The organism is Vibrio sp. QJM3NY_35 (assembly GCF_057785915.1).
In genome coordinates this window covers 257,032-270,386 of sequence record NZ_CM173507.1, presented here as the reverse complement: position 1 = coordinate 270,386, position 13,355 = coordinate 257,032, and the positions used below count along the sequence as shown (strand labels likewise).

Genomic DNA, 13,355 nt, shown 5'->3' with positions numbered 1-13,355 from the left:
CAATGAGACTAAACCATTTTCATTCTGAGCACTTTCTCAAAGAGACAGCTTCTAAGAATAGAATTTGGAGCGATACATCGGGTTCGAACCGATGACCTCAACCTTGGCAAGGTTGCGCTCTACCAACTGAGCTAGTATCGCATTAGTTAATCGCTGCTCTTACTGCCTTGGGCAACAGATAGCGCTTAACTGTAATGTGGTTGCGGGAGCCGGATTTGAACCGACGACCTTCGGGTTATGAGCCCGACGAGCTACCAAACTGCTCCATCCCGCGTCCGGATGCATTGTTTAAGACAATGAGACTAGACCATTTTCATTCTGAGTACTTTCTCTAGGAGATGACTTCTAAGAACTGAATTTGGAGCGATACATCGGGTTCGAACCGATGACCTCAACCTTGGCAAGGTTGCGCTCTACCAACTGAGCTAGTATCGCATTAGTTATTCGCTGCTCATACTGCCTTGGGCAACAGATAACGCTTAACTGTAATGTGGTTGCGGGAGCCGGATTTGAACCGACGACCTTCGGGTTATGAGCCCGACGAGCTACCAAACTGCTCCATCCCGCGTCCGGATGCATTGTTTAAGTCAATGAATCTTGTCTCTAGGAGACTAATTTGGAGCGATACATCGGGTTCGAACCGATGACCTCAACCTTGGCAAGGTTGCGCTCTACCAACTGAGCTAGTATCGCATTAGTTAATCGCTGCTCTTACTGCCTTGGACAATAAACGGCGCTTAACTGTAATGTGGTTGCGGGAGCCGGATTTGAACCGACGACCTTCGGGTTATGAGCCCGACGAGCTACCAAACTGCTCCATCCCGCGTCCGGATGCATTGTTTAAGACAATGAGACTAAACCATTTTCATTCTGAGCAAAGCTCTAAGAATACTACTTCTTGTTCGAATAAAAGTGGAGCGATACATCGGGTTCGAACCGATGACCTCAACCTTGGCAAGGTTGCGCTCTACCAACTGAGCTAGTATCGCATTATAAAAGGTCTTTCACCTTTCGATTACCGCTTTCGCCGTAACCTACAAATTGGAGCGATACATCGGGTTCGAACCGATGACCTCAACCTTGGCAAGGTTGCGCTCTACCAACTGAGCTAGTATCGCAATCTGAAAACGTCTTTCGCCGTTCAGGGCTGCGAATTATAAGAGCATTTTTTTGTGATGCAAGTCCTTAATGCAAAATTACGAAACTTTTTACTCAACTGCTGTAAAAGCACACAGATTTGCAAAAAAAACGGCTCTTATGTCCCTGAAAAGTTAGATAAACGTGATCATTTTATTCGACTAGATGTTAATAATCGTTTTTCGGTAGTACTGCAGCTCGGCGATCGACTCTCGAATATCGTCTAACGCAAGGTGACTTCCCGACTTAGAAAAACCATCTAACACTTCAGGTTTCCAGCGACGAGTCAGCTCTTTCAGAGTGCTTACGTCAACATAGCGGTAGTGGAAGTACTCTTCTAACTCTGGCATGTGCTTGTATAGGAAACGGCGGTCTTGACCAATGCTGTTGCCACAAATTGGTGACTTACCTTTTGGTACCCATTTTTCAAGAAACTCAATGGTTTGTTGGATGGCATCTTGCTCTGAAACCGTGCTTTCTTGAATTCGTTTCACAAGGCCGCTGCCAGTGTGCGTCGTTGTGCACCACTCGTCCATCTTGTCCAATTCACTCTGAGGTTGGTGAATAGCCAAAACAGGTCCTTCAGCCAGGATGTTAAGCTCACTATCAGTAACGATAGTAGCAATTTCAATGATTTTATGAGTTTCAGGATCAAGTCCTGTCATCTCTAGATCAACCCAAATAAGGTTCTGATCGCTAAAGGACATAAGGCGTCGCCTATTTGTTTATGTGTAAAAGAGGTACTATACCCAAATAACTATACTCAAACTAGCTTTAGGACCATCGAAATCACGTGGTACCAGCAACATCCTGTTTGAGTCCCCAATCATCAAGTTAGATGTGTTAAGTGAAAAATTGTGGCTAAAAAAAAGAAGTTAACCAAAGGTCAAGTACGTCGTGTACGTAGCAACCAGAACAAGCGACTCAAGAAAGAAGATTCTATCCAATGGGATGAGAACATGCTTGGCGGAACCAAAAGCGGACTCGTGATTACGCGCTTTGGCCAACATGCTGATATCGAAGATCTTGAAACTAACGAAGTTCATCGTTGTAACTTACGCCGTAGTATCGAGACTTTAGTTTCTGGTGACCGAGTGACTTGGCGCGCAGGCTTAGAATCAATGGCCGGTATTTCTGGCGTTGTGGAAGCGGTTGAACCGAGAACTTCAATGCTGACTCGCCCTGATTACTACGATGGCCTAAAGCCAGTAGCTGCGAACGTCGACCAAATGGTTATCGTTTCGGCTGTGCTACCAGAGCTATCACTTAATATTATCGACCGTTACCTAATTGCTTCAGAAACGGTGAACATCGCGCCGCTTGTTGTACTGAACAAGGTCGATCTACTGACTGATGAGCAGATTGCTGAATACCGTGAAACACTTAAAGAGTACGAGAAGATCGGCTATAAAGTGATGTTCGTGAGTAAAGAGTCTGGCTACGGCATCAAAGAGCTGGAAGCAGAACTCAAAGACCGTATCAACATCTTTGTTGGTCAATCGGGTGTGGGTAAATCAAGCCTAGTGAATGCATTAATGCCAACGCTAGACATTGAAGAAGGCGAAGTCTCTGAGAACTCAGGTCTTGGTCAGCACACAACCACGGCAGCTCGTTTATACCACTTCCCTTCTGGTGGTGATCTGATTGATTCACCAGGAGTACGTGAATTCGGCCTATGGCACCTAGAAGCTGACGAAATCACTGAAGCCTTTATCGAGTTCAAGCCTTACCTTGGCGGTTGTAAGTTCCGTGACTGTAAACACATTGATGACCCAGGCTGCATCCTGCGCGAAGCGGTAGAAAACGGAAAGATCAGTCGATTACGTTTCGACAACTACCACCGCATCATTGAAAGCATGGCGAGTAACAAAGATAACCGTCAGTATTCACGCAACAAAAAAGCCGATCTCTAATCGCGTTTTTGTGAACAAATATGTGCATTTACTGACAATTGGCGTGAATTTAAGTAACATCTCGCGCCCTAAACCGTCATCGACAGATTTAATTGAAAAACAATTAGCATTGGAAAATTAATACAATGGATAAGATTAAAGTTGGATTGCAGTACTGGATCCCACAGCATGGGCTAACTCGCCTAGTCGGTAAACTGGCGTCTGCTAAAGCGGGTGGCTTAACGACAGCGATCATCAACTGGTTCATCAAGCAATACAAAGTAAACATGGATGAAGCTCTGCATAGCGATCCAAAACACTTTAAAACATTCAATGAATTCTTCGTACGTGAATTGAAAGAAGGCATGCGTCCTATTGCTGAAGGTGAGTCTGTTATTGTTCACCCTGCTGACGCACGCGTAAGCCAATTTGGCCCAATTACTGACGGCCAACTTATTCAAGCTAAAGGCCACAACTACTCAGCTCGCGAACTATTGGGCGGTGATTCAAGCCTAGCGGATGAGTTCAAAGACGGCGAATTCGCGACACTTTACTTATCGCCAAGTGATTACCACCGTGTTCACATGCCATGCGATGGCACACTGCGCCAGATGATCTACGTTCCTGGTGACCTTTTCTCTGTAAACCCGCTAACGGCAGAGAATGTTCCAAACCTATTCGCACGTAATGAGCGTGTAGTTTGTATCTTCGATACAGAGTTTGGCCCAATGGCACAGGTGCTGGTTGGCGCAACTATCGTCGGCAGTATAGAACAAGTATGGGCTGGCACTATCACACCACCTCGCGGTAACTCTGTTTACAAATGGGACTACCCTGCACAAGGTGATAAAGCAATCGTCTTGAAAAAAGGTGAAGAGATGGGTCGCTTTAAACTTGGTTCAACGGTTATCAATCTATTTGCTAAAGATGCCATCAAGTTTGACGAAACGATGCAGAATGGTGAGAAAACCGTTCTAGGCACCCCTTTCGCGCATATTGCTGGTAAAGACGTTGAGACTGAAGCTGTTGATTCAGCTGAGAGCACAGACCAAGCTTAACCGTTTGAGTTGACTCATTCAGTTTTAAAGGCGCGTTATTTTTCTATATTTAGAGAAGAACGCGCCTTTTTGTTATCTAGTTCGAGACACTTCCCTTCAAGATTTCAACCAATCTAACTACCGACAAGCTTGCTCTCAACGATCAGTACGTTGAATTGCCCAGAAAAAAGATTGACCAAAAACAAAACAGTTGCCGAAACCTTAAACAACTTTTCGATTTTATAACCCGTCTCCAAGTACCAGAAATCCAGATAACTTACTCTATTTGAAGATATTTTATTCATAGGGTCTTTGTACATGCCTAAACTCAATGTTGGCGTTCTGGTCAAGCTGTTGATTTGTTTTACGATTCCCTTAGGCGTGTTATTCATGCCAATAGATTCCATACCTATCGATGACCTCACGCTGATTCAACACCGCTTGTTGGCGATATTCTTACTAGCAGCTCTACTGTGGGTGCTTGAACCCGTTCCGGTATTCGCCACCTCAATTCTGATCATTGCGCTTGAATTGGTGATGATTTCCGACAAGGGTTTGCATCTATTTAGAAACCCACCAGCAGGACACGATCTCGGTGAATTAATCAAATATACCGACATCTTCGGTGCATTTTCGTCACCGATCATCATCCTTTTCATGGGGGGGTTTGCTCTTGCGATATCCGCATCCAAATACGAACTCGATAACAACCTAGCTCGAGTGCTGCTCAAACCATTCGGTACAGAACCGCGCTTTATCATGCTTGGTTTAATGCTGATCACCGCCGTGTTCTCGATGTTCATGTCGAATACTGCAACGACGGTAATGATGCTTGCGCTGCTCGGTCCGATCGTAGCTTCTGCACCAAAAGGCGATATGGGGATTAAGGCGCTCGTATTGTGTATTCCAATTGCTGCCAACACCGGTGGTATTGCGACCCCCATCGGTACACCACCCAATGCCATCGCGCTGCAATACCTAACCGGTGAAAACACCATCGACTTCCTTAGCTGGATGATGATGGGCTTACCCTTTGTGATCATCCAACTCACCATCGCTTGGTTTCTTCTACAAAAACTCTTCCCTTCTAAAGAAAGAAACATGGTGCTCAAGCTCGATGGACAATTTAGAAAGAGCTGGCGAGCGATTGTGGTTTACATCACCTTCGCTGCGACAATCTTATTGTGGATGACCACCAAACTGCATGGCATGAACACCTATGTGGTCTCTATTATTCCACTGGCTGTGTTTACGCTCACAGGCATCATGGGCAAAGAAGAGCTCAAGCTGATCAACTGGGATGTGTTGTGGCTGGTCGCAGGTGGTATCGCGATTGGTATCGGCCTTGATAAAACAGGCTTAGCCGCTGCACTCGCACACGCGATTGACTATGAGTCGCTGTCACCGGCGGCTGTGGTACTGACGTTATCTATTGTGTGTTGGTTAATGGCGAACTTCATGTCAAACACTGCGACTGCCAACTTGCTGATGCCGATAGCCGCTGCAATTGGTGCTTCCATGGAAAGCCTAGTTGCGATTGGTGGCCTGCAAGGCTTGCTGGTTGTGGTCGCCTTCTCTGCGTCACTTGGTATGATTCTGCCAGTATCGACACCACCAAACTCACTGGCCTACTCGACCGGGCTTATCGAAAGCAAAGACATGGCGAAGATGGGCATCATCTTAGGTATTGTGGGCTTGCTGATGGTTTACCTCGCACTGTTTATTATCACCTAGCACGTTAGCTTTTCACTACAACCCTCCAGATAGCAATCATGATTTCGCTCTCTGGAGGGTTTATCAGTTTTTAATCGATAGATAATTGTGATTCTACTTCACGGTTTATTAAAAATAACGATAAGCCATTTTAAATTTTTGATTTTAAACACATTTACTAACATCAAGACAACGGCACTATACACGCATCAGAGACACACCAATTCACCATCAAGTACGTCACTGTCATTAGGGCGTATTGACCTTTCGAGCTGATTTTTGCAGCGAATTGCTGGGTATGTCTACAAGGCAGAGGTTTTGATGTGTAGCTAGCCTACATGAGAAGCCGATAACGCAGTAGAAATGACCAGCAAACGCTGCCCGAAGGGTTCGGCTAAAAGCGTTTTACTCTTTGTTGAGGGGGATTTGCTTAGAATGGCTAGGCTACTTCCCCCTCGCCGCGATTAAAACGCTTTTATCTCGAACAAAATTGAACCGCGAAAGGTCAACACGCCCTAGTTTTTTGTCTAATAGAGAGGAATAGACCTTGAGACATACGATTAAATTTAAAATTCAGATCGCAATTGCGGTCATTATCGCCGTCGTGAGTGGCGCTCAAGCCTGGATATCAGTTAATCAGCTCACTCAAGAAACCGAGGTCGCGATTAACCAAGAAATGAAAAATGTCAGTGTTGGCACCACCAATTACATTGCCGATTGGCTCTCAATCCGCAGTGATATGATGCTTGCCAATGAATCGACTATTTCAAGTAGTAGCAACTCTGATCGCGAGTTATTGATCACCAAGCAAGCCGGACAATTCTTGTCTGTTTATGCAGGATTCAGCGATGGCACGATCGCCTATGGCGACAAAGGTGAAGATTGGCCAACAGGCTACGACCCGCGCACTCGCCCTTGGTATAAAGATGCCAACGCAACATCAGATCTCATCATTACCGAACCTTATCAGGACTTTGACGGCAGCATTGTCATCAGCTTTGCTAAAGCCTTCAGTGGCCAAAAACAGGGCGTGCTGGCTGCAGACTTAACCGTCACCAGCATTATCGACACGGTTCTCAACGTAAAACTGGATAACGATGGTTTCGCCTTCTTAGTCGATGGCAACAACAACATCGTTGCTTACAGTGATGAAGCGTTAAGCCAAAAACCACTTACGAGCTTAAACCCAGAATTAACCGCAAGCCGAGTGTCACAGCTGATTCAAAATCACACCATTACCACATTAACCTGGCCAGGTCAGGGCGATAAGTTGGTTTACATTGCCAACGTGCCGAACACCGATTGGTCTTTGGGTATTGTTATCGATAAGGAAATGGCATTCTCTGCGGTATCTGACGCGATTCAGTTCATCTCCCTGACCTCTTTGATTCTGTACATCGTGATTTCGATTGCGAGCACAATGGTGATAAACCGCCTACTTTCCCCATTACAAACCTTGTCTGAAGCGCTGACTCAGCTGGCTCAAGGCAGAGGTGACCTCACTCAACGTATTGATATCACGCGTATGGATGAGATAGGCAAACTTGCCGAGCTTGTAAACCAGTTCTTAAGCCAGATGCAAAGTATGTTGAAGGGCGTAATAGAGCACAGCCACGATCTCAACAACCATGCAGAGAAAGCCAATCAACTGGCTACCCAATCATCCATTCGAGTTGAGAATCAGCAAAACGATATCAATCAAATAGCGACCGCGATTCATGAGATGTCAGCCACGGCTGCTGAAGTGGCTAGCCATGCCGAACTCACGGCATCCGCTTCTCAAGCGTCAGCCACCGCTTGTAACGAAGGCCAAGAGGTTATTCAACAAAACCGCGATGCGATTACTGGTCTTGCAACTCAGGTTGAAGACGCTGCCAATGTTATTCGAGAACTGGAAAACAACGCGCAAAGCATCAATCAGATACTATCCACCATTCAAGGCATTGCCGAACAAACCAACCTGTTGGCATTGAACGCTGCGATTGAAGCGGCGCGTGCTGGTGAGCAAGGTCGTGGATTTGCGGTTGTTGCAGACGAGGTTCGAGTACTGAGCCAAAGAACGCATGGCTCGACCGAAGAAATCCGCGTGATGATTGATACGCTGCAGAAGAATACCGAACATGCCGTTGAAAGCATGACCACCAGCACTAAACTGGCAGAGAACAGCGTTGGCTTCGCAGAGCAAGCTCATGGCAGCCTGACTAAAATCACCCAGGCAATCTCTGAAATCAACGATATGGCGCTGCAAATAGCGAGTGCTGCGGAAGAGCAACGCGCGGTCAGCGAAGACATCAGTCGCAATACGCAAGGGATCAAAGATGCCTCCGACGATCTTGCACAACAAGCTGAAAGCAGTCGCAATAGCTCAAATGAAATGAGTAGCGCTGCCGAGTCGATGCGCCGAGATGTGGAGCGTTTTAAGGTATAACTCATCTCAAACAAAGTAATAAGTTAAACCTCACCACCGAGCGGCAGGTGACGTAAACCGATAACTGAAACAAAGTGGTTCTTTTCATAAGAATCACTTTGCTCTCAGTCCGGTTTAATGCATATTGATGAGCTTATTTATCCCAGACACAAGGATGTTATTCAGATGGGATTCGAATGGTTGGCTCTTGCTGCCGCTTTTCTTTGGGCCATCGCGAGCCTGATGTCAGTAAAGCCTGCTCAACACTTAGGTTCTTTCGCCTATAGCCGCTGGCGCATGGGTTGTACCGCTATTATCTTATCGAGCATGGCTTGGTTTACGGGTGGCTGGTCAACGGTCGAAACAGAGCTAGTCACACCGATGATGCTATCAGGGCTGATTGGCATCTTCATTGGTGATACCGCCCTATTTGCCTGTTTGAATCGAATGGGACCGCGCCAAGCAGGTTTGCTGTTCTCTTGTCATGCCGTGTTCTCGGCGATTCTTGGTTACTTCCTGTTTAGCGAAAGCATGACTTCGGTTGAGCTGATTGGCTCAGCGTTGGTGTTCAGTGGTGTATTAACCGCGATATTCTTTGGTCGTCGAGGACAGGCTAACAATCAACTCGAAACCATTAAAGGCACTGTGTGGATTGGTGTTGCACTGGGAATTACAGCTGCGATTTGCCAAGCACTGGGTGGCATCATCGCCAAACCCGTGATGCAAACCAGTATCGACCCAATTGCTGCCTCTGCCATTCGAATGATCACCGCCTTTGTCGCTCACTCACTGTTTCGCTTAACAGGCGCCAAACTTTCACGCGCACTTAACCCAATGAATAAGCAGATATTCGCGATTACCGCGGTTAACGGGTTTTTAGCAATGGCTGTAGGAATGACGCTGATCTTGTATGCGTTACAGGAAGGCAATGTCGGCATGGTCGCTCTGTTATCTTCAACCACGCCCATCATGTTGTTACCAATACTCTGGCTTTACACCAAGCAAAGACCGAACGCTTACGCTTGGATCGGTGCCATTGTTGCCGTAGTGGGCACTGGTATTCTGGTTAGCTAGCGAAGCGGATTGAAAGCTGAGAGTTAATAGTTAACCGTTAATAGCTAAGGACTACTAACTCTCCGTAAAAACAAAAGCAAAAAACTAAGAACGTGGAAACGGGAAAGCCGTCACGTCATCGATGTGATCGTAGCCCAAAGCCAGCATGATTAACCTATCGATACCTAAAGCCACACCCGCACAGTCTGGCAAGCCCGCTTTTAACGCCTCAATCAAATGATGATCAATCGGTTGAGGTGATAATCCCATCTCAATACGCTTGGCATTATCATCTTCAAAGCGCTGCAGTTGTTCTTGTGGTTTATCGAGTTCATGGAAGCCGTTAGCCAGTTCAATACCCTTGAAATACACCTCAAAGCGATCGGCGACTCGTGAATCGTTTGGATTGATCTTAGCTAACGCTGCTTGCGATGCAGGGAAATCATAAACAAAGGCTGGCACCTGTTGGCCGATTTTCGCCTCTACCCCAATACTGAAAAGAAGCTGCAATAACGTATCGCGATCTTCCTCGGGGTCAGCTATATCGCTGAGCCCTAGTTTCGCGGCTGCTTGCTTTAGCGTATCCATCGAATCTTCAAGCGGACACACACCTAACACGTCGATAAAGGCTTGTTGGTAAGTCATTCGCTCTGCTGAGCTCGATTTAAGTACCTGCTGTAACAGCAAATCCATTTCATCCATTAAGTCATGGTGATCAAAACCGACGCGATACCACTCCAACATGGTGAACTCAGGGTTGTGGTAACGGCCATTTTCTTCATTCCGGAAAGACTTACAAATTTGATAAATACAGCCACTGCCCGCCGCTAATAGACGTTTCATATGAAACTCAGGGCTGGTCATAAAGAACAGTGGCTGACCGTGTGCATAACCCGGTCCTACGAATTCAGTTTTGAACGTATGCAAATGCACGTCAGTCACCGTGGCGTGGCTCATCGCCGGCGTATCCACTTCCATCACGTTTCGCTCAGCAAAGAACTGACGAATTTGATTAAGGATATCAGCACGTTGCTTTAACTGTTTAATGGTTGCGGCCGGTTGCCATGTAGAGTGCATTATTGAGTTCCATATTACTGAATTCTAGGCGACGAAAATTACCACCTTTCATCGCTTTTGTAAGCTTCTATCTTTCTATTCGTGAAAGCAAAATGTTGTTTTAATGAAGCCAGAAAATTACGTTCTACAATACAATTATCAATACAGATTTCACATCAACATTGATAACAAAAATTATACTCAACAAGCCGTTAACACCCGTCCTGTGGGTTAATCGTTATCAACAATTCATTGCCGTGATTGCAGTCACATAACCTATAATTTCTATGCCTCCATATGCATTACCGACCTAAAAACCCAAATGCATCAACTTTTCGAATACCTTCCTCTCTTACACTGAACCTACCACTTAAGGCTTAGGGGCGCTAAATGGTTCCTACGATTTAGAACCTCCTAAATAGGCTTTTTATAATTACAAGCGGAATACTCCGCATCACACTGGAGAATAACTGTGAAGACAATTACCACAGATATCGCAGTCATCGGCGCAGGCGGCGCTGGTCTTCGTACAGCTATTGCTGCGGCTGAAGCTAATCCTGAACTGGAAGTAGCACTGATTTCTAAAGTTTACCCAATGCGTTCGCACACGGTAGCGGCAGAAGGCGGTTCAGCAGCGGTAATTAAAGACGAAGATAGCCTAGATAACCACTTCAACGATACTGTTGGCGGTGGCGACTGGCTATGTGAACAGGATGTTGTTGAATACTTTGTTGAAAACTCGACTCGCGAAATGATCCAAATGGAACAATGGGGCTGCCCATGGAGTCGTAAAGAAAACGGTGAAGTAAACGTACGCCGATTCGGCGGTATGAAGGTAGAGAGAACGTGGTTCGCAGCGGATAAAACCGGCTTCCACATGCTTCATACTCTGTTCCAGACTTCGATGAAGTACGACACAATCAAACGATTTGATGAGTACTTTGTGGTGGATTTGCTCGTTGAAGATGGCGAAGTACAAGGCCTAATCGCGATTCACATGTCTGAAGGTGAGCTTGTTACCATCAAAGCAAAATCTGTTGTTCTAGCAACCGGTGGCGCAGGTCGTGTTTACCACTGTAATACCAACGGCGGCATCGTAACGGGCGACGGTATGGCAATGGCTTATCGCCACGGTGTACCACTACGTGATATGGAGTTCGTTCAATACCACCCAACAGGCCTACCGGGCACTGGCATCTTGATGACCGAAGGTTGTCGTGGTGAAGGCGGTATCATCGTTAACAAGAACGGCTACCGTTACCTACAAGATTACGGCATGGGCCCTGAAACTCCAGTGGGCGAGCCGAAAAACAAATACATGGAACTGGGTCCACGTGACAAAGTTTCTCAAGCATTCTGGCACGAGCAGCAGAAAGGCAACACCATCAAGCACCCACTTGGTGATGTCGTACACCTTGACCTTCGCCACCTTGGTGAAGAGTACCTGCAAGAGCGTCTTCCGTTTATCTGTGAGCTTGCAAAAGCGTACGTAAACGTCGACCCAGCAAAAGAGCCAATCCCAATTCGTCCAACCGTTCACTACACCATGGGTGGTATTGAGACCAACGGTACCTGTGAAACTCGCATTAAAGGCCTATTCGCCGTTGGTGAATGTGCTTCAGTTGGCCTACACGGTGCAAACCGCCTAGGTTCTAACTCACTGGCTGAGTTCGTAGTATTTGGCCGCGTTGCTGGTGAAGAAGCGGTGAAACGCGCTGCTGAATTCAAAGGCTGGAACGAAGAGTCTATCGCTAAGCAAGTGAAAGCGGTTGAAGATCGCATCGCAGGCATCTTAGCTCAAGAAGGCGACGAGAACTGGGCTGACATCCGTACTGAAATGGGTCACACCATGGAAGCGGGTTGTGGTATCTACCGTCAAGAAGACTTGATGCAAAAGACCATCGACAAAATCACTGAACTGAAAGCTCGCTACAAGAAGATCAGCATTAAAGACAAAGGCAAAGTGTTCAACACGGACCTACTTTACGCTATCGAAGTGGGTTACGGCCTTGAAGTTGCAGAAGCGATGGTTCACTCAGCGATCCTTCGTAAAGAGTCTCGCGGTGCACACCAACGTCTAGACGACAACTGCACAGAACGTGACGACGTGAACTTCCTGAAACACTCTCTATCGTTCTACAACGAAGATGCAGCACCAACTATCAACTACAGCGGCGTTAAGATTACTAAATCTCAACCTAAAGCTCGTCTGTACGGTGAAGCTGCAGAGAAAGCCGCTGCCGCTGAAAAAGCAGCAGAAGAGAATGCGAAGAAGAGCGAAGAGGAGCAAGCATAATGTCAGCGAATCGAATCCAAAAAATTGAAATCCTGCGTTATGACCCTGAGCACGATGCAGAACCTCACTTTCAAACCTTTGAAGTACCATTTGATGAAACCATGTCGGTACTTGATGCGATTGGTTACATCAAAGATAACCTAGATAAAGACCTGTCTTACCGTTGGTCTTGTCGTATGGCGATTTGTGGTTCTTGCGGCATCATGGTTGATGGCGTGCCAAAACTGGCATGTAAAAGCTTCTTACGTGACTACCCGAATGGCTTCAAGATTGAGCCTTTGGCTAACTTCCCAATCGAAAAAGATTTGATTGTCGACATGACACCGTTCATCGAACGCCTTGAAGCAATCAAGCCTTACATCATTGGTAACGACCGTAAGCCAGAAGACGGCACGAACATCCAAACTCCAGAGCAAATGGCGAAATACAAACAGTTCGCTGGCTGCATCAACTGTGGTTTGTGTTACGCAGCATGTCCTCAGTTTGGTCTAAACCCTGAGTTCATCGGCCCTGCGGCACTTGCTCTTGCTCACCGCTACAACCTAGATAGCCGTGACAATGGTAAAGCTGAACGTATGAAGCTTATCAATGGCGACAATGGCGCTTGGGGCTGTACGTTTGTAGGTTACTGTTCTGACGTATGTCCGAAGAAAGTAGACCCAGCGGCTGCAGTAAACCAAGGTAAAGTTGAGTCTTCAATGGACTTCGTTATCTCGATGTTCAAGCCAGACGGATCGCAAGTAAAAACAGCAGAGGAGGCATAA

10 protein-coding genes and 8 tRNA genes are annotated in these 13,355 nt (G+C 46.4%); 7 read left to right on the top strand and 11 right to left on the bottom strand.

Annotation, left to right across the window (positions count from 1 at the left end; all coding sequences use genetic code 11):
- Positions 1-65: 65 nt before the first annotated feature.
- The 9 genes from AC3CH3_RS01265 to orn form a co-directional block, all read right to left on the bottom strand.
- Positions 66-141 (bottom strand) — tRNA-Gly (locus AC3CH3_RS01265).
- Positions 142-197: 56 nt separating this feature from the next.
- Positions 198-274: transfer RNA gene (locus AC3CH3_RS01260), tRNA-Met, on the bottom strand.
- Positions 275-359: 85 nt separating this feature from the next.
- A tRNA-Gly gene (locus AC3CH3_RS01255) sits at positions 360-435 on the bottom strand.
- A 56-nt stretch (positions 436-491) separates the two neighbouring features.
- Positions 492-568 (bottom strand) — tRNA-Met (locus tag AC3CH3_RS01250).
- Positions 569-617: 49 nt separating this feature from the next.
- Positions 618-693 (bottom strand) — tRNA-Gly (locus AC3CH3_RS01245).
- 56 nt (positions 694-749) lie between these two features.
- Positions 750-826, bottom strand: a tRNA-Met gene (locus tag AC3CH3_RS01240).
- Between the two features lie 87 nt (positions 827-913).
- Positions 914-989, bottom strand: a tRNA-Gly gene (locus AC3CH3_RS01235).
- Positions 990-1,042: 53 nt separating this feature from the next.
- Positions 1,043-1,118 (bottom strand) — tRNA-Gly (locus AC3CH3_RS01230).
- 180 nt (positions 1,119-1,298) lie between these two features.
- Positions 1,299-1,844, bottom strand: a complete 546-nt coding sequence (gene orn, locus AC3CH3_RS01225; RefSeq protein WP_010434065.1) for an oligoribonuclease — start codon at positions 1,842-1,844, stop codon at positions 1,299-1,301.
- 150 nt (positions 1,845-1,994) lie between these two features.
- Between orn and rsgA the strand changes: the two genes are divergently transcribed.
- Positions 1,995-3,050: a small ribosomal subunit biogenesis GTPase RsgA gene (gene rsgA / locus AC3CH3_RS01220; protein ID WP_017061306.1), complete on the top strand. Its 1,056-nt coding sequence runs from the start codon at positions 1,995-1,997 to the stop codon at positions 3,048-3,050.
- A 125-nt stretch (positions 3,051-3,175) separates the two neighbouring features.
- Positions 3,176-4,087: an archaetidylserine decarboxylase gene (gene asd, locus AC3CH3_RS01215; protein WP_488537568.1), complete on the top strand. Its 912-nt coding sequence runs from the start codon at positions 3,176-3,178 to the stop codon at positions 4,085-4,087.
- A gap of 113 nt (positions 4,088-4,200) precedes the next feature.
- On the opposite strand, the gene AC3CH3_RS01210 is transcribed toward asd, so the two are convergent.
- Entirely contained in the window at positions 4,201-4,458 is a 258-nt protein-coding gene (locus AC3CH3_RS01210; protein WP_488538182.1) for a hypothetical protein, read from the bottom strand.
- Here AC3CH3_RS01210 and AC3CH3_RS01205 point away from each other — a divergent pair.
- From AC3CH3_RS01205 to AC3CH3_RS01195, 3 genes are all read left to right on the top strand, one after another.
- Positions 4,385-5,800 carry an SLC13 family permease gene (locus tag AC3CH3_RS01205; protein ID WP_488537567.1) on the top strand — a complete coding sequence of 472 codons (1,416 nt, stop codon included), beginning with the start codon at positions 4,385-4,387 and terminating at the stop codon, positions 5,798-5,800. The genes AC3CH3_RS01210 and AC3CH3_RS01205 overlap by 74 nt on opposite strands.
- A gap of 526 nt (positions 5,801-6,326) precedes the next feature.
- Complete coding sequence (locus AC3CH3_RS01200; RefSeq protein WP_488537566.1) at positions 6,327-8,207, top strand: methyl-accepting chemotaxis protein; 1,881 nt, start codon at positions 6,327-6,329, stop codon at positions 8,205-8,207.
- 165 nt (positions 8,208-8,372) lie between these two features.
- Positions 8,373-9,260 carry a DMT family transporter gene (locus tag AC3CH3_RS01195; RefSeq protein ID WP_488537565.1) on the top strand — a complete coding sequence of 296 codons (888 nt, stop codon included), beginning with the start codon at positions 8,373-8,375 and terminating at the stop codon, positions 9,258-9,260.
- An 84-nt stretch (positions 9,261-9,344) separates the two neighbouring features.
- On the opposite strand, the gene epmA is transcribed toward AC3CH3_RS01195, so the two are convergent.
- Complete coding sequence (gene epmA, locus AC3CH3_RS01190; RefSeq protein WP_488537564.1) at positions 9,345-10,316, bottom strand: elongation factor P--(R)-beta-lysine ligase; 972 nt, start codon at positions 10,314-10,316, stop codon at positions 9,345-9,347.
- Between the two features lie 451 nt (positions 10,317-10,767).
- On the opposite strand from epmA, the gene frdA reads away from it, so the two are divergent.
- Both frdA and AC3CH3_RS01180 read left to right on the top strand, forming a co-directional pair.
- A complete protein-coding gene (gene frdA, locus AC3CH3_RS01185; protein WP_488537563.1) occupies positions 10,768-12,591 on the top strand; it encodes a fumarate reductase (quinol) flavoprotein subunit in 1,824 nt (607 codons plus the stop codon).
- Positions 12,591-13,355, top strand: a complete 765-nt coding sequence (locus AC3CH3_RS01180; RefSeq protein WP_009847917.1) for a succinate dehydrogenase/fumarate reductase iron-sulfur subunit — start codon at positions 12,591-12,593, stop codon at positions 13,353-13,355. The genes frdA and AC3CH3_RS01180 overlap by 1 nt, the downstream gene beginning before the upstream one ends.